Origin of the sequence: Vitreimonas flagellata (assembly GCF_004634425.1) — a bacterium.
GTDB classification, from domain to species: Bacteria; Pseudomonadota; Alphaproteobacteria; order Caulobacterales; family Aquidulcibacteraceae; genus Vitreimonas; species Vitreimonas flagellata.
The window spans coordinates 406,081-428,210 of record NZ_SBJL01000003.1 but is presented as its reverse complement, the minus strand read 5'-3'; the positions used below and the strand labels follow the sequence as shown (position 1 = coordinate 428,210).

At 62.8% G+C, this 22,130-nt stretch carries 34 protein-coding genes; 13 read left to right on the top strand and 21 right to left on the bottom strand.

Annotated elements, in window-relative coordinates; all coding sequences use genetic code 11:
* The first annotated feature begins 36 nt into the window (after positions 1 to 36).
* The 4 genes from EPJ54_RS15010 to EPJ54_RS14995 all read left to right on the top strand — a co-directional run bounded on the left by EPJ54_RS15010 (position 37) and on the right by EPJ54_RS14995 (position 1,847).
* Positions 37 to 237 carry a twin transmembrane helix small protein gene (locus EPJ54_RS15010; RefSeq protein WP_135212544.1) on the top strand — a complete coding sequence of 67 codons (201 nt, stop codon included), beginning with the start codon at positions 37 to 39 and terminating at the stop codon, positions 235 to 237.
* Positions 238 to 807 (top strand): cob(I)yrinic acid a,c-diamide adenosyltransferase, encoded by a 570-nt coding sequence (locus EPJ54_RS15005; protein WP_135212543.1) that lies wholly within the window; start codon positions 238 to 240, stop codon positions 805 to 807.
* Entirely contained in the window at positions 807 to 1,214 is a 408-nt protein-coding gene (locus EPJ54_RS15000; protein WP_239590958.1) for a VOC family protein, read from the top strand. The genes EPJ54_RS15005 and EPJ54_RS15000 overlap by 1 nt, the downstream gene beginning before the upstream one ends.
* 123 nt (positions 1,215 to 1,337) lie before the next feature.
* Positions 1,338 to 1,847: a chromate resistance protein ChrB domain-containing protein gene (locus tag EPJ54_RS14995; RefSeq protein WP_135212541.1), complete on the top strand. Its 510-nt coding sequence runs from the start codon at positions 1,338 to 1,340 to the stop codon at positions 1,845 to 1,847.
* 40 nt (positions 1,848 to 1,887) lie between these two features.
* On the opposite strand, the gene phaR is transcribed toward EPJ54_RS14995, so the two are convergent.
* Positions 1,888 to 2,529 carry a polyhydroxyalkanoate synthesis repressor PhaR gene (gene phaR / locus EPJ54_RS14990; protein WP_239590957.1) on the bottom strand — a complete coding sequence of 214 codons (642 nt, stop codon included), beginning with the start codon at positions 2,527 to 2,529 and terminating at the stop codon, positions 1,888 to 1,890.
* A 199-nt stretch (positions 2,530 to 2,728) separates the two neighbouring features.
* Here phaR and EPJ54_RS14985 point away from each other — a divergent pair, with 199 nt between their 5' ends.
* From EPJ54_RS14985 to EPJ54_RS14975, 3 genes are all read left to right on the top strand, one after another.
* Positions 2,729 to 3,901, top strand: a complete 1,173-nt coding sequence (locus EPJ54_RS14985; RefSeq protein ID WP_135212539.1) for an acetyl-CoA C-acetyltransferase — start codon at positions 2,729 to 2,731, stop codon at positions 3,899 to 3,901.
* 77 nt (positions 3,902 to 3,978) lie between these two features.
* Positions 3,979 to 4,323 carry a DUF2200 domain-containing protein gene (locus EPJ54_RS14980; protein WP_420823044.1) on the top strand — a complete coding sequence of 115 codons (345 nt, stop codon included), beginning with the start codon at positions 3,979 to 3,981 and terminating at the stop codon, positions 4,321 to 4,323.
* A gap of 33 nt (positions 4,324 to 4,356) precedes the next feature.
* Entirely contained in the window at positions 4,357 to 5,082 is a 726-nt protein-coding gene (locus EPJ54_RS14975; RefSeq protein ID WP_135212537.1) for an adenylate/guanylate cyclase domain-containing protein, read from the top strand.
* Here the strand turns inward: EPJ54_RS14975 and EPJ54_RS14970 are convergent.
* Entirely contained in the window at positions 5,079 to 5,513 is a 435-nt protein-coding gene (locus EPJ54_RS14970; RefSeq protein ID WP_135212536.1) for an ester cyclase, read from the bottom strand. The genes EPJ54_RS14975 and EPJ54_RS14970 overlap by 4 nt on opposite strands.
* Positions 5,514 to 5,550: 37 nt before the next feature.
* A complete protein-coding gene (locus EPJ54_RS14965) occupies positions 5,551 to 6,246 on the bottom strand; it encodes a helix-turn-helix transcriptional regulator (protein WP_135212535.1) in 696 nt (231 codons plus the stop codon).
* 89 nt (positions 6,247 to 6,335) lie between these two features.
* Between EPJ54_RS14965 and EPJ54_RS14960 the strand changes: the two genes are divergently transcribed.
* Together EPJ54_RS14960 and EPJ54_RS14955 are read left to right on the top strand one after the other, a co-directional pair.
* Entirely contained in the window at positions 6,336 to 7,058 is a 723-nt protein-coding gene (locus tag EPJ54_RS14960) for a glutathione S-transferase family protein (protein ID WP_135212534.1), read from the top strand.
* Positions 7,059 to 7,137: 79 nt separating this feature from the next.
* Positions 7,138 to 7,671: a hypothetical protein gene (locus EPJ54_RS14955; protein ID WP_135212533.1), complete on the top strand. Its 534-nt coding sequence runs from the start codon at positions 7,138 to 7,140 to the stop codon at positions 7,669 to 7,671.
* A gap of 65 nt (positions 7,672 to 7,736) precedes the next feature.
* Here the strand turns inward: EPJ54_RS14955 and EPJ54_RS14950 are convergent, their stop codons facing one another.
* The 3 genes from EPJ54_RS14950 to EPJ54_RS14940 form a co-directional block, all read right to left on the bottom strand.
* The gene (locus EPJ54_RS14950; protein ID WP_135212532.1) at positions 7,737 to 8,111 is read right to left on the bottom strand and encodes a VOC family protein; all 375 of its coding nucleotides are present in this window, start codon (positions 8,109 to 8,111) and stop codon (positions 7,737 to 7,739) included.
* 26 nt (positions 8,112 to 8,137) lie between these two features.
* Positions 8,138 to 8,680 (bottom strand): DUF4199 domain-containing protein, encoded by a 543-nt coding sequence (locus EPJ54_RS14945; protein ID WP_135212531.1) that lies wholly within the window; start codon positions 8,678 to 8,680, stop codon positions 8,138 to 8,140.
* 106 nt (positions 8,681 to 8,786) lie between these two features.
* Positions 8,787 to 9,200, bottom strand: a complete 414-nt coding sequence (locus EPJ54_RS14940) for a response regulator transcription factor (RefSeq protein WP_135212530.1) — start codon at positions 9,198 to 9,200, stop codon at positions 8,787 to 8,789.
* Between the two features lie 175 nt (positions 9,201 to 9,375).
* Here EPJ54_RS14940 and phbB point away from each other — a divergent pair, with 175 nt between their 5' ends.
* Positions 9,376 to 10,101: an acetoacetyl-CoA reductase gene (phbB, locus tag EPJ54_RS14935; protein ID WP_135212710.1), complete on the top strand. Its 726-nt coding sequence runs from the start codon at positions 9,376 to 9,378 to the stop codon at positions 10,099 to 10,101.
* A 6-nt stretch (positions 10,102 to 10,107) separates the two neighbouring features.
* On the opposite strand, the gene EPJ54_RS19900 is transcribed toward phbB, so the two are convergent.
* From EPJ54_RS19900 to EPJ54_RS20260, 3 genes are read right to left on the bottom strand one after another with little or no spacing between them, the layout of a single operon-like run.
* A complete protein-coding gene (locus EPJ54_RS19900; RefSeq protein ID WP_167755755.1) occupies positions 10,108 to 10,254 on the bottom strand; it encodes a hypothetical protein in 147 nt (48 codons plus the stop codon).
* Entirely contained in the window at positions 10,251 to 10,448 is a 198-nt protein-coding gene (locus EPJ54_RS14930; RefSeq protein WP_135212529.1) for a hypothetical protein, read from the bottom strand. The genes EPJ54_RS19900 and EPJ54_RS14930 overlap by 4 nt, the downstream gene beginning before the upstream one ends.
* Positions 10,449 to 10,508: 60 nt before the next feature.
* Positions 10,509 to 10,637 carry a hypothetical protein gene (locus EPJ54_RS20260; protein ID WP_275574759.1) on the bottom strand — a complete coding sequence of 43 codons (129 nt, stop codon included), beginning with the start codon at positions 10,635 to 10,637 and terminating at the stop codon, positions 10,509 to 10,511.
* 232 nt (positions 10,638 to 10,869) lie between these two features.
* On the opposite strand from EPJ54_RS20260, the gene EPJ54_RS14925 reads away from it, so the two are divergent.
* Complete coding sequence (locus tag EPJ54_RS14925; RefSeq protein ID WP_135212528.1) at positions 10,870 to 11,049, top strand: CsbD family protein; 180 nt, start codon at positions 10,870 to 10,872, stop codon at positions 11,047 to 11,049.
* Positions 11,050 to 11,116: 67 nt separating this feature from the next.
* On the opposite strand, the gene EPJ54_RS20255 is transcribed toward EPJ54_RS14925, so the two are convergent.
* Complete coding sequence (locus tag EPJ54_RS20255) at positions 11,117 to 11,245, bottom strand: hypothetical protein (RefSeq protein ID WP_275574758.1); 129 nt, start codon at positions 11,243 to 11,245, stop codon at positions 11,117 to 11,119.
* A gap of 42 nt (positions 11,246 to 11,287) precedes the next feature.
* Positions 11,288 to 12,712: an amidase gene (locus tag EPJ54_RS14920; RefSeq protein WP_135212527.1), complete on the bottom strand. Its 1,425-nt coding sequence runs from the start codon at positions 12,710 to 12,712 to the stop codon at positions 11,288 to 11,290.
* 67 nt (positions 12,713 to 12,779) lie between these two features.
* On the opposite strand from EPJ54_RS14920, the gene EPJ54_RS14915 reads away from it, so the two are divergent.
* Positions 12,780 to 13,013, top strand: coding sequence for a hypothetical protein (locus EPJ54_RS14915; protein WP_135212526.1), 234 nt, complete (start codon positions 12,780 to 12,782; stop codon positions 13,011 to 13,013).
* Here EPJ54_RS14915 and EPJ54_RS14910 read toward each other — a convergent pair.
* The 3 genes from EPJ54_RS14910 to EPJ54_RS14900 all read right to left on the bottom strand — a co-directional run bounded on the left by EPJ54_RS14910 (position 13,010) and on the right by EPJ54_RS14900 (position 14,860).
* Positions 13,010 to 13,342, bottom strand: a complete 333-nt coding sequence (locus EPJ54_RS14910; RefSeq protein ID WP_135212525.1) for a DNA-binding protein — start codon at positions 13,340 to 13,342, stop codon at positions 13,010 to 13,012. The genes EPJ54_RS14915 and EPJ54_RS14910 overlap by 4 nt on opposite strands.
* A gap of 256 nt (positions 13,343 to 13,598) precedes the next feature.
* On the bottom strand, positions 13,599 to 14,039 hold the full coding sequence (locus EPJ54_RS14905) for a hypothetical protein (protein ID WP_135212524.1): 441 nt from the start codon (positions 14,037 to 14,039) through the stop codon (positions 13,599 to 13,601).
* Between the two features lie 89 nt (positions 14,040 to 14,128).
* Complete coding sequence (locus EPJ54_RS14900) at positions 14,129 to 14,860, bottom strand: glycosyltransferase family 2 protein (protein WP_135212523.1); 732 nt, start codon at positions 14,858 to 14,860, stop codon at positions 14,129 to 14,131.
* A 120-nt stretch (positions 14,861 to 14,980) separates the two neighbouring features.
* On the opposite strand from EPJ54_RS14900, the gene EPJ54_RS14895 reads away from it, so the two are divergent.
* Positions 14,981 to 16,705, top strand: a complete 1,725-nt coding sequence (locus tag EPJ54_RS14895; protein WP_135212522.1) for an ArnT family glycosyltransferase — start codon at positions 14,981 to 14,983, stop codon at positions 16,703 to 16,705.
* Here the strand turns inward: EPJ54_RS14895 and EPJ54_RS14890 are convergent.
* The 7 genes from EPJ54_RS14890 to EPJ54_RS14860 all read right to left on the bottom strand — a co-directional run bounded on the left by EPJ54_RS14890 (position 16,674) and on the right by EPJ54_RS14860 (position 22,130).
* Positions 16,674 to 17,522, bottom strand: coding sequence for a glycosyltransferase family 2 protein (locus tag EPJ54_RS14890; RefSeq protein WP_167755754.1), 849 nt, complete (start codon positions 17,520 to 17,522; stop codon positions 16,674 to 16,676). The genes EPJ54_RS14895 and EPJ54_RS14890 overlap by 32 nt on opposite strands.
* A 209-nt stretch (positions 17,523 to 17,731) precedes the next feature.
* The gene (gene thrS, locus EPJ54_RS14885; RefSeq protein WP_135212520.1) at positions 17,732 to 19,666 is read right to left on the bottom strand and encodes a threonine--tRNA ligase; all 1,935 of its coding nucleotides are present in this window, start codon (positions 19,664 to 19,666) and stop codon (positions 17,732 to 17,734) included.
* Positions 19,663 to 19,965 (bottom strand): membrane protein insertion efficiency factor YidD, encoded by a 303-nt coding sequence (yidD, locus tag EPJ54_RS14880; protein ID WP_239590955.1) that lies wholly within the window; start codon positions 19,963 to 19,965, stop codon positions 19,663 to 19,665. The genes thrS and yidD overlap by 4 nt, the downstream gene beginning before the upstream one ends.
* A gap of 560 nt (positions 19,966 to 20,525) precedes the next feature.
* Positions 20,526 to 20,822, bottom strand: a complete 297-nt coding sequence (locus EPJ54_RS14875; protein ID WP_135212518.1) for a hypothetical protein — start codon at positions 20,820 to 20,822, stop codon at positions 20,526 to 20,528.
* Between the two features lie 76 nt (positions 20,823 to 20,898).
* Complete coding sequence (locus tag EPJ54_RS14870; protein WP_135212517.1) at positions 20,899 to 21,303, bottom strand: MmcQ/YjbR family DNA-binding protein; 405 nt, start codon at positions 21,301 to 21,303, stop codon at positions 20,899 to 20,901.
* Between the two features lie 15 nt (positions 21,304 to 21,318).
* Entirely contained in the window at positions 21,319 to 21,801 is a 483-nt protein-coding gene (locus tag EPJ54_RS14865) for a GNAT family N-acetyltransferase (RefSeq protein ID WP_135212516.1), read from the bottom strand.
* Positions 21,801 to 22,130 (bottom strand): hypothetical protein, encoded by a 330-nt coding sequence (locus EPJ54_RS14860; RefSeq protein ID WP_135212515.1) that lies wholly within the window; start codon positions 22,128 to 22,130, stop codon positions 21,801 to 21,803. The genes EPJ54_RS14865 and EPJ54_RS14860 overlap by 1 nt, the downstream gene beginning before the upstream one ends.

Below are 22,130 nucleotides of genomic sequence, written 5' to 3'. Positions count from 1 at the left end.
TGGCCTGTTGCCCGCTTCGGGCGTAGGTTCCTCCACATGAACGCGATCGAATATTTGATCCCTGTCGCCCTGGTGGTCGTCTTCGGCGTCCTCTGCTTTGGCATCTACGCCATGTTCCGCGGCGGCGATTTTGGCCGCTCCTGGTCGAACAAGGCGATGCGCATGCGCGTGGTCGCGCAATTCGTCGCCATTCTGATCCTGGTTGCGGCCATGTGGGCAAAGCAGCATTACGGGTAAATGGTCAGACTAGATAAAATCGTCACCAAGGCTGGCGACGGCGGCAAGACCCGCCTCGTCACCGGCGAGCCCGTTTCCAAAGCCAGCGCCCGCGTTGCAGCTTACGGCGCGGTGGACGAAGTGAATTCCGCCATAGGCGTCGCGCGCCTGCATACGAACGCCAAGCCCACGCTCGATGCGATCCTGGAGCGCGTGCAGAACGATCTCTTCGATCTCGGGGCCGACCTCGCCACACCGCATGCGCCCGATCTCAAATTCGAGCCGCTGCGCATTCAACCCAGCCAAGTCGATCGCCTTGAAGCGGAAGTCGATCAACTCAACGAACAGCTGGAGCCGCTGACCTCGTTCATCCTGCCGGGCGGCTCACCTGCGGCCGCGCACCTGCACCTCGCTCGCGCCATCGCCCGCCGCGCCGAACGCGACATTGTCGCCCTCGCTGACGTTGAAGAGATTTCGCCGGACGCGATCAAATTCATGAACCGGCTGTCGGATTTGCTCTTCGTCGCCGCGCGCTACGCCAACGACCAAGGCAAAGCGGATCTGCTCTGGAAACCCGGCGCGAACCGCTGATGCGCGGTGGCATTCATCACATTGATCTTACTGTGAGAGACGCGCACGCCTCGCGTGCGTTCTACGAAAGCGTGCTTCGCTTCATGGGCTATCGCCTCGCCGACGCGCATCCCAACGGCTACGATTTCGATTGCCGCGATGGCGATACATTCTGGTCCATCGGCATCTTGAGCGCGCGCGGCGCACACGCGGATCGCGTTCATGATCGCTATAGCGCGGGCCTGCATCACATCGCCTGGAACGCCGCGAGCCGCGAAGATGTCGATGCGATGCACGCGCACCTTCAGAGCATCGGCGCCAACATCACCGATCCGCCCGCCGATTATCCGAAATACGGCCCCGGCTATTACGCCGTATTCTTCACCGACCCCGACGGCCTGAAGCTCGAATACGTCTTCAAGCCGTGAGCAGTGCGCTTGCGTGCTGTTCGCCTTGGTGAGATAGTCACTTCACCGGGCAGCAACGCGGGCGCCCGGTGAGACGATGTTCGTCCAAGTCCCGCTCCAATCCCGTTTGGGAGGAGCGCACTTATGACGGACCCTCGCCTTCAATCCATTTTGCAGGACGTGATCGCGGGCCAGCGCCCGAGCACTTGGGTCACGCGCGAGCGCCCCAAGATCGATCGCATCGCCTGCCCCTGGGCGATCCTGCGCTTCATCGATGCGAACGCGCGTATTCTCTATGCGCCGACTGAGGATGTCTTCGATGTTGCGGAGCGCGAGCACGCGGTGGCGTTCGATATTCCGGGCGCACCCATCTCACACGATGGCGATCTGTGTAGCTTCGACACGCTTTTGCGCGCGTTCGGGTTGAGCGATACGGCGTTACAACGTCTGGCTCTGATCGTGCGCGGCGCGGATACGGATCGTCATGAGCTCGCGCCGGAAGCGGCTGGTTTGCACGCGATTTCGCTAGGGCTTTCCCGCAATTATGGCGACGACCACGCGCTCTTGGCGCAAGGGCTCGTCGTATATGACGCGCTCTACGCCTGGGCGACACAGCCCAGCGTCGAGCGCCATGCGTGGCGGCCTGCGGTGTAGGAAAAGCCGGCGCGCTCACGAGCGCGCCGGCAACGCCGCCTCAGCTTTTGCGCGACATCGCGTCGAGCTGTTTTTGCATCGCTTCCATTTGCTTACGCAATTCGGCGACTTGCTGATCGCTGTCTTCGTCGTCAGCGCTCGGCGGTTTTGGCATGCCGGGGATGCCGCCGCCCGTATATGTCGCGCCTGGCACCGCGAACGGCGCCCACATTTTCATGGCTTGCTGGAACATCGCCATGTTGCGTTGGGCTTGCTCCTCGAACGCGGCCATCGGCGTCGTTGCGCCAAACGTGCGTGAGAAATTCTCGCGCAATTGATCTTGGCCCTTGGAGAAGCTCTCCATGCTCATTTCGAGATAGGGCGGCAGGAAACCTTGCATCTGATCGCCGTAGAAGCGGATCAAGCGGCGCAGGAACTGCACCGGCAAAAGGTTTTGCCCCTTGCTCTCCTGTTCGAAAATGATCTGCGTCAGCACCGAGCGCGTGATGTCGTCGCCGCTCTTTGCGTCGAGCACGACGAAGTCCACGCCCTCGCGCACCATTTCCGACAAATGATCGAGCGTCACGTAGCTCGATGCGGCGGTATTGTAGAGCCGCCGATTTGCGTACTTCTTGATAACGACGACCTCACCTTGAGCTTCGCCGCCGGCCTCCCCCGCCGTTGGACCGTTTGCATCCGCCACGATCGCTTCCTTTATTTTGCGCCCGCGAACACCGGGCTTTCCAAGAGAATCCGCTCTCCTTCGCCGCATTGCAAGAAAAAGCGTCCGTTAGGACAGCCCATTGCGACCGGCGCGCTTGGATTTCGCGTTTCGCTTGTGCGATAGGACGGTTAATCTCTTCTTTTCGATCCAAGGCCTTCGCCTTTCAGGAGCCTGCCGCATGACCGACATCGTGATCGTTTCCGCCGCCCGTACGCCTGTCGGCTCGTTCCTGGGTTCGTTTGCTGCAACGCCCGCGCATGAGCTCGGCAAAATCGCGATTACGGCCGCGCTGCAACGCGCAAAAGTCGACGCCAAAGACGTGTCGGAAGTGGTGCTCGGCCAAGTGCTGACGGCCAACCAAGGCATGAACCCGGCCCGCCAAGCCTCGCGCGCCGCTGGCGTGCCGGATGACAGCCCGGCCTGGTCGTTGAACCAGGTGTGCGGCTCAGGGCTCCGCGCGGTCGTGGTCGGCTATCAGCAGATCAAGGCAGGCGACGCGAAGATCGTGGTCGCGGGCGGCCAGGAAAATATGAGCCTCTCACCGCACGCGCAGAACATGCGCGGCGGCACGAAGATGGGGCCTGTCGAGTTTGCCGACACGATGATCAAGGACGGCCTGACCGACGTCTTCAATCAATATCACATGGGCATCACGGCCGAGAACGTCGCCGAGAAATGGCAGATCACGCGCCAGCAGCAGGACGAGTTCGCCACGCTCTCGCAGCAGAAGGCGAGTGCGGCGCAGAAGGCCGGCAAGTTCAAGGACGAGATCGTCGCCGTCACCATCAAGGGCCGCAAGGGCGACACGGTGGTTGAGAATGATGAATACATCAAACACGACGCCACACTCGAAGGCGCAGCTGGTCTGCGCGCAGCGTTCAAGAAGGACGGCACGGTGACGGCCGCGAACGCGTCGGGCTTGAACGATGGCGCGGCCGCACTCGTGCTGATGACGGCCGACGAAGCGGCCAAGCGTGGCCTGACGCCGCTCGCGCGCATCGCCTCGTGGGCCTCGCGCGGTGTCGATCCGAGCATCATGGGCACGGGGCCAATCCCGGCGTCGAAGGCAGCACTTGAGAAAGCTGGCTGGAAAGTTGGCGATCTCGATTTGGTCGAAGCCAACGAGGCCTTCGCCGCGCAAGCCTGCGCCGTGAACAAGGATATGGGCTGGGATCCGGCGATCGTGAACGTCAACGGCGGCGCCATCGCCATCGGCCACCCGATCGGCGCCAGCGGCGCGCGCGTGCTGACGACGTTGCTCTACGAACTGCAACGCGCCGGCAAGAAAAAGGGCCTGGCCACGCTCTGCATCGGCGGCGGCATGGGCATCGCGGTGTGCGTGGAGCGGTGAGCGCCGCAAGGAAGACTGTAAAGACCGCGAAGAAGGCAGCGCCAGCGAAGGCGCCCGGCGCTGCCAAACCCCACCGCATCTATTCCATCAGCTTCGCCAGCGTGTATCCGCACTATGTCGCGAAGGCGGAGAAGAAGGGCCGGTCGCGGGCGGAGGTGGATGAGATCATTCGATGGCTCACCGGCTATCGCCAGCAATCGCTCAATGCGCACATCAAGAAGCAGACGAGCTTCGAGGATTTCTTCGCGCAGGCGCCGAAGATGAACCCGGCGCGCTCGTTCATTACGGGCACGGTCTGCGGCGTGCGCGTCGAGCAGGTGAAAGAGCCGCTGATGCGCGAGATCCGCTATCTGGACAAACTCATCGACGAACTCGCCAAGGGAAAAGCGATGGAGAAAATATTGCGCAGCGAGAAGCCGTAGCGATCCGCCCGGCATCAGGCTAAATCCCCAGCGATGTCCGACGTTCAACGCAAACTGACCACCATCCTCGCCGCCGACGCTGCAAGCTATAGCAGCGTGATGGAGACCGATGAGGTCGGCACCTTGTCGGCCTTGCGCGCCGCACGCGGTGTATTCGCGCAGTTCATTGCCCGCCATCACGGCCGCATAGCCAATACGGCGGGCGACGGGCTGATCGCGGAATTCCCGTCTGTGGTGGAAGCGGTACAATGCGCCATCGAGGTGCAGCGCGAATTGGCGAGCGATGCGCGAGGCGGTTTGCGCTTCCGTATCGGCGTGCATTTGGGCGATGTGCTGGTCGATGGCGACGATCTGCTGGGCGAAGGCGTCAATCTCGCCGCGCGCCTGCAAAGCATGGCTGAGCCCGGCGGCATTCTGATTTCGCAGCAAGTCTATGATCAGGTGCAGAAGAAGCTCTCGGTCGGCTTCCACTATCTGGGCGAAAAGCAGCCGAAGAATTTCGCCGAGCGCGTCAACGTCTATAGCGTCGGCGGCGCCGAGGGCAGCGCGAGCGACAGCAAGGCGCGTGCGAAGAGCGCGGCGCCCGCAAGCGAGAAGAAGCAACGCTTCATCGCACAGGCGGCGCGGCTGGGGCTGATCCTCGCGGCGCTGTTCGCCATCGATTGGATGACGGGCGGCGCGTGGTGGGTGCAATGGCCGGCGATCGGCATGGCGCTGTGGTTGGCGTTCCGGTCTGGGCCGCTGTTTGAGCGCTCCTAAGCGATCCCCAATTCGCGTAGCACCCCAGCCTGATCAAAATACGGGCGCTCGCAGCGGATTTTGGCGCTGCCTGGTTCGAACTCGAAGCTCGCGGCCATGCGCATACGGAAGCTTTTGCCCGTCGGCTCGATTGTGCGGCTGCCCACTTTGAGCGGGCCGAGATGCGTGCCGGTCAGCCAAAATTCCACGAGCACTGTGTTGTCGGCGTGCGAGATGGCGATGATCTCGTTGCCCTGATCCGGAAACGGCGTGCGCGAGGCGGTGAAATAGGCGCGTACGGCTGCTTCGCCGTCGAACACTTGGCCGCCGCCATACATTTCGTAACGCGGGTGCTCGAACGTGGCGATCACGGCGTCCCAATCGTGGGTCACCTCGAGCGCCATGTGATCGCGGACGGTTTGCAGGCGGGCTTCGGCGAGAGCATCTGTCATGCGCCGAGTGTGGCGCGATCGGTGTGGCGCGCAAGCCTCAAGCTTTGCTCCCCCGCCCAGTATGCTCTTTTTCCCAACGCTTGCGTAATTGCGCCGGCCGTTGGCGATAGCGGGTTTCCAGCACTTCCGCGTCGCGGAAGCGATCCGAGCGGAAATGGCGGAAATCTTCGCGCAGCTCACACCAGGCCACGACCAGCCGTACGGTTTCAAAATAGCCGATCATAAATGGCCAGATCGTGCGCTCCGACGTGCGGCCGTTTTCGTCAGCATAGGCGATGCGCATTTTGCGTTGTTCGCGGATCGCGCCGCGCACAGCCGCGAGGTCGAACGCGTCGATCGCGCGCTTATGTGACGACACTGGCGCGAGCTGCGCATCGAGCACGACAGGCCGCAGATGCTCCGGCACGGCGGCGGTGAGCTTGCCGATGAGATCGCGCGCGCCACGCGCCAAAGCCGCATCGCCACGCTGCGCCACCCAGGCGGCGCCGAGCACGGCTGCTTCCAGCTCATCCTGTGTCAGCATTAGCGGCGGCATGTCGTAATCGCTGTCGATCACGTAGCCGGTCCCGGCCTCCCCCCGGATCGGCACCCGCTGGGCCATTAGCTCGGCGATGTCGCGATAAAGCGTGCGCAGCGACACCTCCAATTCATGGGCCAATTCTTGGCCCGTGACGGACCGGCGCTTGGAGCGGAGGATCTGGATAATCTGGAAAAGGCGTTCGGTGCGGCGCATAGGGATAACTTATACTGACATCCTGCTGCCACAAGGCTGTCAGCAGGGGCGAGCTATGACCTCTTTCCAAGCGAAGCGAGGAGAGAGAAATGACCGTTCTGTATGGTTGGGGCCCGATGTTCGGGGCGCCGAGCCCAAGCCCCTACGTGATCAAGTGCGACATGCAATTGCAGATGCTGGGCGTGAATTTCACGCGCGCCATCGCCGATCTGGAGCGCGTGCCAAAGCACAAGGCGCCTTATGTTGAGGATGACGGCCGCATCATCGAGGACTCCACCTTCATCCGGCTCTATTTCGAAGAAAAGCTCGGCGACGATCTCGATGAAGGGCTGACGCTTGAGCAGCGCGGCATGGCCTGGGGGCTTGAGCGCATGCTCGAAGACCGCCTCAGCATGATCATGGCGCATGAGCGCTGGTTGGTGGATGCCAATTTCGACAAGGGCCCGCGCCAATTCTTCCAAGGCGTGCCGGAGCCGCAGCAAAGTGCGCTGTGCAAGGACGTGCGCGAGCAATTGCACACAATGATGGTGCGCCACGGCATCGGCCGTCATTCACGCGAAGAGCGAATGATGCTGGCCGAGCGCGACATCTCGGCGATCGCGGCTGTGTTGGGCGACAAGCCCTATCTCTTCGGCGACACGCCAAAGGCCGTCGACGCCTCCGCCTTCGGCGTGCTGGCGTCCTGCGCCACACAATTCTTCGAAACGCCGCTCACTGGGTTGGTGCGCGAGCACACAAACTTGATGAGATACCTCGAACGCATCGAGTGGCGCTTCTTCGGCGAAAGCGTCTGGCCGGCGATGGCGGCGTAAATCGTCGAGGCGCGGCGGCGATTCATCGCTCTCGGCTCAAACATCCGCTTCGGCAGGCGCAGCCTCCCGGCGGGAGTTGATGATGAGAACGATCCTCGCCGCTCTTGCGGTGCTTGCGTGTGTGGGCTGTGCTTCGGCGCAAGCGCAGCCTGCCGCAGCCTCGCCGTGCAGCATGCCTGAATTCCGCCAGATGGATTTCTGGGTGGGCGTTTGGGATGTGCGTTGGGAGGCCGCTTCTGGGATGCCAGCGGGCCAAGGCGTCAACACGATCACGCGCGCTTACGGTGATTGCGTCATCCAAGAAGCTTTTGACGGCGGGCCCGCAACCGGCGGACTGATCGGTCATTCAGTTTCGACTTATCACGCGCCGCTGCAGCACTGGCGCCAGACCTGGGTCGACAACCAAGGTGGCTATTTCGCTTTGGTTGGCGGGCCCGAGGGCGATGATTTTGTACTGGTGAGTTCGCGCGTCAGCGATAACACGCCGGTACAGCGCATGGTGTTCACAGAGATCACGCCCAATAGCCTGACCTGGCGCTGGCAACGCACACCCGACGGCGGCGCAACCTGGGCGGATCAATGGGTGATCCACTATACGCGGCGCTCGCGGTGAATCTGCGCGACGCGAAACCTTCGCATGGTTCCAAAGCCGGCGCCGCTGCCCTCGTGGCTCAGCGGTTAGACGTGTTGGTCAATCAGGATTTGGTTGCCGTCTGGGTCTTCGAGTGTCAGGTGCGCCGGCCCTTGGAGTCTGCTTGCATCGACCTCGGCGACCAGCGTGACGCCTGATGCTTTCAGGTTCTGCTGAATTTCGCGGATGTCGGTAAAGCTGGCCAAAGCTTGGCCGTCGCTATCCCAGCCCGGATTGAACGTCAGCAGGTTCTTCTCGAACATGCCCTGAAACAGGCCGATGAGCGTGGTGTCGTTTTTCATGATCAGCCAGCGCTGATCCTGGTTCCCGCCGAACGCAGTGAAGCCCAATTTTTCATAGAACGCGCGCGAGGCCGCAATATCCTTCACCGCTAGGCTGATCGAAAATGCGCCAAGTTTCATGGGGCGGCCCCTTGCTGAGTGGTTGATCAGTGAGCGCGCGCCGGCAGCACGCGCGGATTGCGCAGGATCGCGGCGGAGATGAGCGCGATCAGTAGGCCCACGGGAAAGATTTCCGCGAACGTCATGGGCAGACGGAACAGCGGGTTGCGATACGCCTCTTTGATTTGGTCGAGTTGAGCCGCGTAAGCCTCCAATTCGGCGGCGCTGACGCCAGCAGCGCGTTTGGTCTCGATGGACTGGGCGACGTACGTCTCCATGAACGTGTAGTTCGTGGCGGCGAGATAGATTTCCCAGCCGATCACATACGCGACGCCCGCCGCGGCCGCGACCAGCAGGCCGAGACCGAACGCCGGCATGAATTTGATCACGCCGCCGAGCTTCTTGTTCCGGTAATCGCGGATGGCCAGGAAGATCATCGACAACGCGACGATCATCACCAAATAACCCAGCCATTGCGATGAAAGCGCGTGGCCGTGGCCTTGGCCGCCCGCGAGCATGATGCCGAGAATGATGACGGCGATGACGATCGCGCCCGATACGGCGCCGTAACGCAAAGCAGTGGCGAACATCACTCAGTCTCCCGATTGTCGTGGTAAGACTAGGGCGGTTCGGCTCGGGAAATGACATCACCCAAACGGGTGAAATCGGCCAAATCAGCCGATTGGATGAAAAATTCTAAGGGATAAGCGCCAGTTCGCGTGCTTTTTGGATGGCTTGGGTGCGACGCTGCACCTCGAGCTTTTGGTAGAGGCTGGCGACTTGGCTCTTGATCGTGTTGGGCGAGACGCCGAGGGCTTGCGCGATCTCCTTGTTGGCTTTGCCCGCCGCCAGCAATTCCAACACCTGCAATTCGCGCTGGGTCACGCCGAGCGAGGCGAGCGCTGCGGTGTTCTTCACAAACGCCGCCGAGGGTGCGCGACGCGCCAAGCGCATGCCGGCCCATACGCCGAGGCCGGCGAACCCAAGCGCGATCAGCGCCACGTAAATCTCGACCGCGAAGACCCGGGCGAAGAATTGGTATTGGAGCCATTGCAGGGCGAGCGCCCCGCCCGCGAGCGCCAGCGCATAAAAGATCACGATCCGCGTCATGGCTGGCACTTTGGCGGAACCATCGGTCAGGCGCTAGGCGATGGCGTCAGCGTCGCACCTGTCCGAAAAATACTCGTTTCCGCGTTGCAGCATGTTGCCTCGCGTCCGGAGTCGCGCAAACTGCGCGCCTGTCTCCGGGCTTTGTCCCGGCCAATGATAAAATCGGGAGAGAATGATGGCGCGGGTGGCTTTGGTGACGGGTGGAACGCGTGGGATCGGCAAGGCGATCTCGGCGCGGCTCAAGGCCGACGGTTTCAAGGTCGCTGCGAACTATGCGGGCAACACGGAGAGCGCCGAGGCGACCGCTAAGGAACTCGGCATCAGCGTCTATAAGTGGGACGTGGGCGATGAAGCCCAGTGCGCTGAAGGCATCGCCAAGGTCGTCGCCGAACTCGGCCCGATTGACGTATTGGTCAACAATGCCGGCATCACGCGCGACGGCCAATTCCACAAGATGAGCGCTGAGAAATGGCGCGAGGTGATCCGCGTCGATCTGGACTCGCTCTTCTACATGACCCGCCCAGTGATCGAGGGCATGCGCGATCGCGGCTTCGGTCGCATCATCAATATCAGCTCGATCAACGGCCAGAAGGGCCAATTCGGCCAGGTGAATTACTCAGCTGCGAAAGCCGGCATGATCGGCTTCACCAAAGCGCTGGCGCAGGAGAGTGCGGCCAAGGGCGTGACCGTGAACGTCGTAGCACCCGGCTACATCGACACCGACATGGTGGCGGCGGTGCCAGAAGATGCGCTGAAGAAGATCATCGCAACGATCCCGGTGGGCCGCTTGGGCAAAGCCGAAGAAATCGCCGCGATGGTGGCGTTTCTTGCATCGGACCAGGCGTCCTTCATCACGGGCGCGACGATGACCGTGAACGGCGCGCAATACATCGCGGGCTGACGCCGCTTATTGTGGCGAATACACGCCGGTATAGATCCAAATGGTCGCAAATGCGCCGAGTGCGGCGACGGCGAGGAGAAGTCCGATCTCCAGCATCGCGAGCGTGCGCTTATCGCCTAGGCCAAGGTCGGGGGCGCCGAGATGTTTGCTCATGATGGTGCGGCCTGAGAAATCGGGTTCTGGTAGAGGCGCGAGATCAAGCGATCATTATTCCAAACTTCGACGATAGCGTTGGTTGGCAGCTTGCCGCGTGCAAAGGCGATTGCTTCGGCGTCGTCGTCAAAAGGTTCGAAGATGGAACTCGTGGTTCGGCCTGATTTGTCGAGATAGCGTACGGAATAGTTCATGGCGCGCTCCTTCTACGTAAGCGCCGAGCGTGGCGGGATCGCCGCGCTCGGCCTTATGTCTCAGCTTTTTTTCGGCTCAACGATTGGTGTTACAGGCGCGCTCGTCGGCGCGCCGAGCGGCGCGGCCTGCTTCTCGGGTTGTTGTTGCGGGGTGGAAGGTTGCGGCGCGTTCTTGGGTTGATCGGCCATGACGAATTCTCTTTGTGATTTGCGCCGGAAACACACCGGCCCAACCCACATGGCCCGCGCGCAAGCAGCGGCAATGACGGTGCTTTGGGTGCAGGTGGGAACAGGCGCTTAAAGCGAGCGAATACATCACGTGCGCTCCCGAGATATATTTTCTGATATGTGCGCGGGCTGCGGATGGCGCGGAACTGTCTCCCGTAACGGGCGTTCTTCTCGTATTCCAAGGAGAAGATTCATGGACAAAGAGCACGTCAAAAGCGCTGCCGACAAAGCATCGGGCACGGTGAAGGAAGCCGCTGGCAAGATGACCGGCAACAAGAAGCTTGAAGCTGAAGGCAAGATCGACAAGGCCAAGGGCGAAGCGCGCGAATTCATCGGCGACGTCAAGGACGCGACGAAGAAGCAGCCGAACTAAGCTGATCACGATCTAATGAAACGGCCCGTGCGCAAGCGCGGGCCGTTTTGCGGTGTTTCGCAGGCCGTTAAGCGGGCGCCGGCAGCACGACCATCTCATAGACGATGAGCACCGTGTAAGCGGCCCATAGGCCCGTCAGGATAATCGCTCCGACCAATGGAGCGAGATGGGTATTGCTTTCCTTGTGCTCGGCCATGGGTTTGCGCCTCCCTGCGCTGTTCGCGCACGTTTGCGTGCGTCAATTCCAGAGCTTGGGCTTGCGTTCCCGCCAAGGCAATTCCTTTTCGAGCTGCCCGGCGAGGCGCAACAGCGTGGCTTCGTCGGCGTATTTCGCCGTGAACATCACAGCGATCGGCAGACCGCTTTGGCTTTGCCAGAGCGGCAGCGAGAGCGAGGGTTGGCCGGTGATGTTAAACGGCGGCGTGAACGGAAACGCTTGCGCTTGGCGCTTGTCGAAGGCGCGCAGATCGTCCGTCAACGTATCGAGCTCATCGACGCGCGGCACGTTCGTGCCGAGCACGGGCGTCGCCAGCACATCCCAGTGTTCGAAGCGTTGCAGGATTTCGCGGTTTGAGAGCCGAAGCTGCTGCCAGCCCCACATCGCGTCTTCACCGCTGATCCGCTTGCCCGCCTGATACGCGCGCCAGGCCAAGCCCTCGATCTCGCCTTCTTGTGGTTCGCGGCCTCTCACTTCGGCCCAGCGCCGAATGCCCGCAGCGAAGTTCGACGCCGAGACCAAACCCTGCGCGCGATAGAGCGTGCGATAATCGATGCCGAGCCCCTCCTCGCGCACGTCGTGACCGAGCGCTTTCAGCGTCTCCGCCGTGCGCTCCAATGCACGTTGAATCTCCGCATCCACTGACTTGCCCGATGGCGTTTCCGTGGACCACGCGATGCGCAGCTTGCCGGGCCCACGCTCCACCTCTTCCAGATACGGCCGCTCTTTCGCAGGATATGCAAACGGGCTCGCGGGCTCCGGATAGCCCGTCGCGTCCAGCATCGCGGCGCTATCGCGCACGGTGCGGCTGACAACGTGATCGACAGAAAAGCCCATCGCGCGATCGGTATCGTGCACGCCGTTGGGATTGCGATCGCGCGTCGTCTTCATACCGACCAAGCCGCAACACGCCGCAGGAATGCGGATCGAGCCCAAACCGTCACTCGCATGCGCCAGTGGGACCATGCCAGCCGCCACCGCGCTCGCCGCGCCGCCGGAGGAGCCGCCGGAGATGTGCTCGGGATTCCAAGGATTGCGGCACGGCCCCAGCAACGCCGACGTCGTCACGCCAGGGATACCGAATTCCGGCGTATTGGTTTTGCCCGCAAGCACCACGCCGGCATCGCGGTAGCGCGCTGTGAGCGTTGAATCTTCACCATCCGCCGCCACTTGCGCGAACTTACTCGCGGACGTGCGCGGCCAACCCTTTACGCGCAGGCCAAGGTCCTTGATCAGAAATGGCACACCTTTGAACGGCCCGTCCGGCAATGCGCCTGCGGCGGTCTGGCGGGCCTCATCATAGGCTTTGAAAGTAACCGCGTTCAGCGTGCCATTGTGGCGCTCGATCCGCTCAATGGCGGCGTCCAAAAGCTCAACGGGCGTCACATCGCCCTTCCGAACCAGGGCGGCTAAGCCCAAGCCATCGTATTCGGCGTATTCGCGCATGGTTTTCTCCCTGCGCGAACGATAGCGGTTAATTTCCGTTTGGCACGCCCGATGCAGCGGCGAGCCTATGGAGGAACGGGCTCACCCCCACGCACTCGACGCCGAGTTCGAGGAAATCGGCGAACAACGCCGCGGTGAACGCCGCAAGAGCGATCGTCGCGCCACGTGCGACCGGCTCGACCCGCTGTTCGCGGCCACGCTCGTCAACCAGATCGCTCGGCCGGAAACCACATGCACGCATAGCTATGCAGCGCCGACACTGACGCCGCGCCGCGGCATCGTGGTGAACCTAAAAGCTTAAGCGCTCTTCTTGGTCGAGCGCTCGAACTCTTCGAGCCAGCTGTCGATGGCGTCCAGCCGTGCTTCGATGCTTTCGATCCGCGACGCCGCGTCTTCGCGCGGCGCGGCATCACGTGTCGCGACGCCACTGCGCAGCGTGACTTCGACGATCTCGGCGCCAAGCACGCGAGCGAATGCATCTAGTTCCGCCGCGCTTGCCGCGCGCTCGTTTACATAGATCGCATGCAGATCGGCGCGTTCGATGCCAGCCGCCTCGGCCAGTGCGCCCCGGTCCAGCCCGCGTTCACCAAGCTTGGCGTCGAACCAATCGGCGTCAAAAAAAAGCGACATCGATCCACCCACGTTCAAACCGGCGCCGAACCTGCAGGTCCGCTCCGATCATGGCCGCCATCCTCCCCCGATTCGCCCGCTGGCTCGACTTCTCAATCGCGTTAGCTTTGGGAATGTGGTGCCTGTGACGGCCATCCTCCCCGCTTGCGGGGGAGGTGCTGAGCGCAGCGAAGCGTGGGGGGCAAGTGCGCGCACAAACGCCCCCTCAGTCGCTGACGCGAGAACTCCCCCGCAAGCGGGGGAGCATGAAACGAGCTTAATGCTGGCCCGCGAACTCGACGTCGCGGCGGGCCGAGATGATCGTCACCACGACACCGGCGAGCACATCCAGGAGCGCCATCACCAGAATGATGAAGAACGCGCTGGTGGCGAACGCCGGGTGGAGCAGAAACTCGACCAAGCAGATGATGAACACGAGCATCGACAGCGCGTGATTGAAGATCGCCGCCGTGCCGGTCGACGTTGATTTCAGCAGCTCAACGAAGAGCAGGATGAGTGCGAGCAGCACCATCACGTCGCCGAAGGTGACGACCCATTCCGCGCCGGAGGCCATGGGAATTTCCAGCCATGGCGTGTTGAGGTGACGGCGTACGCCGGCGCCATCGCCGCTCTCGGCCGCTGTCGCCCCGAAGGCCCAGACATTGTAGGTCAGAACCGGGATAAGGATCAGCGGAAAGACGTTGAAAATCGCCCCCATGGGACTCCCCTGCTGTTGCGTGCCTGCTCGACGCCCCCGCGTCGCCGCCGTTTGAAGCGCTATGCGTTCGCCTGGATCTACACGGTCGTTCATAGCTCGTCCGTACCCCCAGGAGACCGCGCCCGGCTCTGAAGCCACATTACACCCCACAGGTCCGTCATGTTGGCGGCGAGCCTGCCTAGGTTCGTGTACTTCGAGCGCCCGGCGCCCCTGTGACGATGGTTAACCTCTAAAAACTCGACTGCATAGCCTTCGCGCAGCATCAGTGCGGCCATGAAACGATGCATGTGGTCGAAATAGGGAAGAAGCAAAAACGCCTCCCTTTTGAACACCTTGACGCCGGAACCGCTGTCATCCGCGCCATCGTTGAGCGCGGCCTTGCGAATATTGTTGGCGACACGGGAGGCGACGCGCTTGCTCCAGCTGTCCTGGCGCTTGGCGCGCTTGCCCGCGACCATGCCGAGGTTTGCAGGCGCATCGGCGCGCGTCAGCTTGGCGTAGAGGCGCGGCAGGTCGGCCGGATCGTTCTGGCCGTCGCCGTCCAGCGTGCCCACAATGGGCGCACGCGCGGCAATCACGCCCGTGCGCACGCCCCGGCTTTGGCCCGAATTCTTGCGGTGCCCCACGATCCGCAGCGCCGGTAATTCCGCTTTCAAAGCAGCCAGTTCAGCGCGCGTGTCGTCGCGGCTCGCATCGTCCACGAAGATCATTTCGTAGGAACGGCCATCGAGCACGCCGGCGATTTCACGCGCCAGATTGGCGGCGTTACCGGCTTCGTCGTGGACCGGCACGACAACACTGAATTCGATCGTCTCGGGCAAGAGCTGTCCCCGGGGCCAGGAAGGCGGCCCTCTTAGCCGCTTCGGCGCCCTGAGGCGAGAGCGCGCGCCTGAGGGGCGCCGTCAAGACACAGTCATTTTGCCGGGTTATGGGCGGTTTCCATGACGGAATCGCCGCCCCCTTCACTGGTCCAGCAATTCACGCGGGGCTGGCGGGGCTATGTGCTGATTGCGCTGATCGCTTTGGCGTCCGGCCTCATTGGCGCAACCAAGGTTCCCCCGCTCGATATCGATGAGGCGCGCTTCGCCCAAGCCACGCGGCAGATGGTCGAGAGCGACGATTACGTCCGCATCCGCCTGCAGGATCGCGACCGCAATCGAAAGCCGATCGGCATTCATTGGCTGCAAGCGGCGTCCGTGCATGTGTTCGAGCCGCTGACGCCGAAGCTCAACACGATCTGGCCCTATCGCATTCCCTCAGCACTTGGCCTCGCGCTCGCAGCGCTGGCGACGATGTGGGCTGGCGCCGCGCTGCTGCCGCATCGCACTGCACTGATCGGCGCAGGGCTTTTCGCGACAGGCTTGCTCGCAAGCCTCGAAGGCATGATCGCGAAAACAGATTCCGTGATGGTGGGCTTCACCACGCTCGCGGTCGCCGCTCTCGCGCAACTTTATGCCGGCAAGCCGCGCCCACGCATGATGAGCTTGGTGTTCTGGGCGGCGATCGGCGCGGGCACCTTGATCAAGGGGCCGATCACCGCGCTCGTCGCCGCGCTCACGCTCGGCGCGCTCTATGCTTGGGAACGTAAGGCGGCATGGATGAAGCCGCTACTCTGGTGGCCTGGGCCGCTGCTCGCGCTCGCGATCACGCTGCCTTGGCTCATCTCCATCGGCATCGTCACGAATGGTGCATTCTACACCGAGCTTCTCGCCAACGAACTCGGCCCCAAAGTCGCCGGCGCGGATCACTCGCATAGCGGCTTCCCCGGCTATTATCTGCTACTTCTGCCGCTGCTGATTTTCCCGGCGACGTACGCACTTCCGGCCGCCGCGCGCATCAGCTTCGCCGCCATCCGCGCCCCGCGCACCGACGAAACCCACGCAGCTTTGCGCTTTCTACTCTGCTGGGCGATCCCGACCTTCGTGCTGTTCGAACTCTTCCCGACCAAGCTCGTCCACTACACGCTGCCGGCTTACCCCGCGATTGCGCTCTTGTGCGCGACCGGCCTGATGGCCATGCGCATGAAGCAATGGCGCACCATGCATCCGCTCGGCGCTGTGTTGTTTGCCTTGTTCGGCGGACTCATCGTCGCCCTCACCGCGTTCGTCGCGACTTACATGCCTGGCGGCTTCGACGCCGACTTCCGCCGCGCGCTCAGCGCCGGCATCATCGGCGCGCTGGTCGTCATCGCCTCGATCGTTGGGCTTTCGCTGGCTAAGCGCCCAACCGCGCGCGCCGGCATTCTCATCGCTTGCGCGCTGGCGCTTTCCTTCTCGCTGCGCGAACGCACGTTGCCGGAAGCGCGCTCGCTCTTTGTGAGCCAAGAGGCGGTCGCTGCGCTCACGCGCGCGCGCATGATGCCGCGCGATCAGGAGCCGTTCTGGGTCGTCGGCTACAGCCAACCCAGCCTCATCTTCCTCACCCGCACCTCGATCCGCATGGTGCAGCCGGAAGAAATGGCCGCGCAAGCTGAGCCCGGCGACAGCCTTGTGATCGAAGGCCGTGTGCTTGAACGCACGCTGGCGCTGCTGCAAGCGCGCGATCTCGGCTATGAGGAAGTCGATGCGGCGGCGCGCGGCATTGCTTTAGGGCGCGGCGAGAACACGGCCTTGCATATCGGCCGCGTACGAAAGCTTAGCGACGCCCCCCCCGACGCCCACCAATAGCGTCGCGCAAGCCGATCAAAGCGCCGATCGCTGGCCCCGCAAACAGCGCAAACATTCTTTCCAACGGCGTCTTCGCGCTCTTCACGGCAAACCGCGCCAAGCCTTGCGCTTGCCGCCGGCCTTTGCGCTGGCGCTCGAATTGCACGCCCGACGCTTCAGCTTGCAACAGCACCGAACCGCCAGCATCCGCTGCGCGCTTGCATAGATCCAAATCCGCCGCATCGCTCACATAGGCTTCGTCAAATCCGCCCAGCGCACTGAAATCCTCGCGCCCGATCAGCATGAACGCGCCCGACACGGACGCCACAGGCGCCGCCGCACTCGGCTTGGATGATTTGCGCTTGCCGCGCGCACGCTTCACGCCGGGCAAACCCATCGCCACCGCGAGCGCTGAGAACGTGTTGAGCGCACCGCCGCGCGCGGCGCGCTTCTCACGCCCTTCAAGGTCGGTCAGCCGCCCGCCGACGATCCACGGCGCCGCGGCGCCATTGGCGGACGTCGCCATGCGCTGCACCGCGCCACGCTGCAGCACGACGTCCGAATCCAGAAACAACAACCAGCGCCCACGCGCCTGCGCGACGCCAAGGTTCGCAGCCGCCGCCGCACTCATGCGCGCATCGGCCACCACCACGCGCACATCGCGGCGATCCAATTGCAGCGCCCGCAGCGCCGACGACACCGCCGGCGCATTGGCCTGATCCACGATTACCAGATCATCCACCCACGGCTCGGACAGCGCGCTGCGTAAGCACAGATCAAGCGTCGATTGGCCGGTGGCGTTTGTGGCGACAGCACGCGCGACGACAATCGCGGTCACGCGCGGCTCAAGCGTCGCCGTCGCTGATCTTTCGCGAGAGGGGAACTTGTCCACCCTTTGTCTCCGCCCCCGGAGCCGTCTCCGAGTCACATCCTGTATGGCATATAGGGCGGCGTCTAGGGTCGCGTGTGTCCGAGTCTGGACAACACGCGGATGTTACAGCTGATTTAGCGAATTCGGGCCGTTCGCTTACGCCAACGGCCCGATTCTTACGCCCGCTTCAAATCCGGCGGCGTCGCCTCATCGGCGAGTGCGGCCAGCGCTTCATCCAGACCGAGCACGCTCTGATCCTGGCTGCCGAAGCGACGCAGCGCGACCTTGCGCTCCTCCGCCTCCTTGCGGCCGACTACAGCGATCACTGGGATCTTCGCCAGCGAATGCTCACGGATTTTGTAGCCGACTTTTTCGTTGCGCAGATCGAGCTCCACGCGCAGCCCCGCCTGCTTCATCGCCGCCGCGACGTCCTGCGCGTAGCCATCGGCGTCAGACGTAATCGTCGCCACCACGACCTGCGTCGGCGCCAGCCAAAGCGGAAACGCGCCCGCGACGTTCTCGATCAGAATGCCGATGAAGCGCTCAAGCGAGCCCAAGATCGCACGGTGCAACATCACCGGGCGATGCTTGGCGCCGTCTTCGCCGACATATTCCGCATCGAGCCGATCCGGCAGCTGGTAATCGAGCTGGATCGTGCCGATCGTCCATTCGCGGCCGATCGCGTCCTTCACCGAGAAGTCGAGCTTCGGCGCATAGAACGCGCCGTCGCCTTCCGCGATGACCGGCTCCACGCCCGCCGCGCGCGCAGCGTTCAGCATTTGCGCTTCGGCTTTGTCCCAGAATTCATCCGTGCCGACGCGCATTTCTGGGCGCGTCGCCAACGCGATCTTATCGCTCGCCATGCCGAAATCGGCGTGAATCGATGCGGCAAGCTGGATGAAGCGCGTCGTCTCTTCTTCGATCTGGTCTTCACGGCAGAAGATGTGCGCGTCGTCCTGCGTGAACGCGCGCACGCGCATCAGGCCGTGCAGCGAGCCTGACGGCTCGTAGCGATGGCACGCGCCGAACTCGGCCATGCGCAGCGGCAGATCGCGATAGCTCTTCTGCCCGAACTTGAAGATCTGCACGTGGCCAGGGCAATTCATCGGCTTCAGCGACAGCGTTTCGCCTTCCACCGTCTCGCACACGAACATGTTCGGTCGATACTTGTCCCAGTGGCCTGATTTTTCCCAGAACACGCGGTCGAGCACTTGCGGCGTGCGCACTTCGACGTACCCCGCTTTCTCCAAGCGGCGACGCATATAGGCTTCGATCGTGCGCCACAGCGTCAGGCCCTTCTCGTGCCAGAACACCATGCCGCGTCCCTCTTCCTGCATATGGAAGAGATCCATCTGGCGGCCGAGTTTGCGGTGGTCGCGCTTCTCGGCTTCCTCGAGGCGCTTCAGATACTCCTCAAGCTGCTTCTCATCGGCCCAGGCCGTTCCGTAGATGCGTTGCAGCTGTTGGTTCTTCTGATCGCCACGCCAATAGGCGCCCGCAAGCTTCATCAGCTTGAAGGCTTTGCCCAACCGACCCGTGCTCGGCAGGTGCGGCCCGCGGCAGAGATCGCCCCATTTATCGCCATGCGAATAGATCGTGATCGGCTCGCCCGGCTTGATCACTTCATCGATCGTCTCGGCCTTGTAGATTTCGCCGATGGAGCGGAAGTGCGCGATCGCGGCGTCCTTCTCCCAGACCTTGCGAATGATCGGCAGGTCCGCATCCACGATCTCGCGCATGCGCTTTTCGATCTTCTGGAAATCGTCCGTCGAGAACGGCTCGTCGCGCGCGAAATCGTAATAGAAGCCGTCCTCCGTCACCGGGCCGAACGTCACTTGCGTGCCGGGAAACAACTCCTGCACCGCCTGCGCCAAAACGTGCGCCGCATCGTGACGCAACACTTCCAACCCATCAGCGCTATCGCGCATGACGAGTTCGATTTTACCGCCGCCTTCGAGCGGTCGCGTCAAATCCCACCACGCGCCATCGATCTTGGCGGCGACCACCTTCTTCGCCAGGCCCTTGGAAATGCCCTCGGCCACAGCAAGCGGCGTTGCGCCATCCTCGTACTCACGCACGGCGCCATCGGGAAATTGCAGAGAAATACTCATGATGTGCTCTTATCGGATTCGTCGTTGTTGTGTGGCGGCGCGCGATAGCCGCCTTTCCAATCCCCTAGCCGCCACGGGGCGTACCATGCGGCGCGCGGCTTTTGCTCCGGTGCAGGATCCCAGCCGTGCCCGCCCCAGGGCTGACACCGGCAGAGCCGCGCCGTCGCCATCCAGCTCCCCGCCCACGCGCCATGCTTGCGGATCGCATCCGCCGCATAAGACGAGCAGGTCGGCAAATAGCGGCAATCGCGCCCGATCAGGGGCGAGAGCGTCCATTTATAGAGCTGGATAAGGCCCAAAAGGCCCCGTGCTGGTAAGCTCGGCGACATCACAAAAACAGGTTTTCGGTTGATCTGACCGGGGCGCAACGCCGCCGCTACGGCGCGCCCGATCCCGCGCCGCCGGCTTTAATAAGTAGTCGTCGTGGTGGACGTGAGCCGTTGCATAAGTCGCCTATAACATGGTTCGCCCCAAGGGCTCAACCAAGAGCAAGTCAGTGTCGCCGCAAAACCATTCGCTCGCTGCGTTCTATGGTCCGAGCATAAACGGACTGTCGGACGATCGAAATCGCCCAGCTCCCCGGCGGCAGAAACGCCAATTCCTCAGCGAGCTGTTCCTCGCTTAGCCCACACGACGGCGTGTAGATGTTGAAGTCCTCAATGATCGGCATCTCGTCGCCACATGCGCCGTCGGTATAATGTTGGAACAGCCCAATAAGAGCTTCAGTCCACGCGTCCCCATCAGCCTCAGCCGCGTTCGTTGAATAGATGTGGTAGTAGGTCGTCTCACGCTCTGCGCATGACGCCACCACAAACAACAATACAGAGAGGAGCCATCTCACCGGGACACTCGTAGCGCCCTATTGCGCTGCTTCAGCCGGCGCTTCGACGCGCTTGCATTGCGCTTGTGTGAACGCGCCCCAGCACTCGACGATCGGGCGATCGCCGATCGAGACGACATATTTCGAGGCGACGTAATAATCCGAATACGCATTCGTGCCGGCGAACGCCGCGCCGATCGTCTCGAAGCCTTCGGAGATGTTCTGCGGGTCGTTCAGCACCTGCTCGGCGGCGGCGCGCATGGCCGGCTCGTCGGGCTTGGTGAAATAGCCAGCGACGCCCGCGACAACCAAAAGCAGCAAAACCAGTCTGAGCATCGAAATTCCCCTAACGCCCCACGCGCGGCCCGGACGCTAGCGCCCGCGCCCTGGAGGGCCAAGTGAATTATGGACGTCAGCTCACCTTCCGCTTCTTCGGCGGCGCCGGCGGCGCATACGCGGCGGAGAGCTTCTTCGGCGCTACCGCACGCCAGCTCTCATCCAGCCAATCCGTCAGTTTCGCCATCGGCGGCTTGGCCTTGGCGCTAAACTGGAACGTCACCCAACCCGCGCGGCCCAAGCCATATTCTGTCGGCTTCGCGCCCTTCACTTTGAGCGCTTCCTCATTGCGAAACGGCAGCTTCATCGAGCACGAAAAGCCGCCGTCTTCGTCGCCGCCCATGAACATAAACACCTTCTTGCCGCCGACCTTGAACGCGCTATGGCCCCAAGGAAAATCCTCGACCGTGTCGGGATACGCCAACGCCGCCTTGCGCAGCGCTTTGCCATCCGGATGCCTCAGGGGCGGTGATGCAGACATGCACACGAGCCTAGCTCAAAGCGCGCGATACATCACCAGCGCATCGACGAAGCCCAAGCGCGGATGTTCAAACGCGCCCGGCAAACACCCCACGATCTCGAACCCATGCGCCACCCAGGTTTTCACCGCGCGCTCGTTAGTCGAAATCACGATGTTAAACTGCATCGCCCGAAACCCGCGCGCCTTCGCCCGTTCCAGCGTATGCAGCAGCAACGCGCGCGCCACGCCTTGCCCGCGCGCTTGCGGCGCCGTCGCGTAGCCGGCGTTCGCCACGTGCGCGCCCGGCCCCTGCTGATTTGCGCGCAAATATGAAACGCCGAGCACAGCGCCATCGCGCTCCGCCACGCTCAGCTCATGCGCCGGCGCACACCAATAGGCGAGCGCCGCCTCCCGGCTCATGTCGCGCGGCAAAGTCAGTGTCTCGCCTTCGCGGATGATCGGCTCAAGGATCGCCCAGATCGCATTGGCGTCGGCGTCCGTCGCAGCGCGAATATGCATCAGCCCGGCCGCACGCCCAAGCAGCGGCGCATGCGCTCTGCATACACAGGCGCATGCGCCGAAATCCGCACGATCGAAATATCGAAGCACGACGCAAACGCTTGTTGCGTCTTGGAGCACTCGCTCATCGTTGCGTGATGCACACACTCAAAGCCTGCCGCGCCGAGATCGCTCACCAACGCCGCCGGCAAGTCACGCGGCGCGTAGCGCGCGCTCACATAAGCCGGCGCGTCTGCGATCAACGCGTTCACATCCAACGGCGCACGCACCGGCGCACTTGCGCAGGCCCACAACACCAAGACAGAAGCGAGAATCCCCCAGCGCGCCAT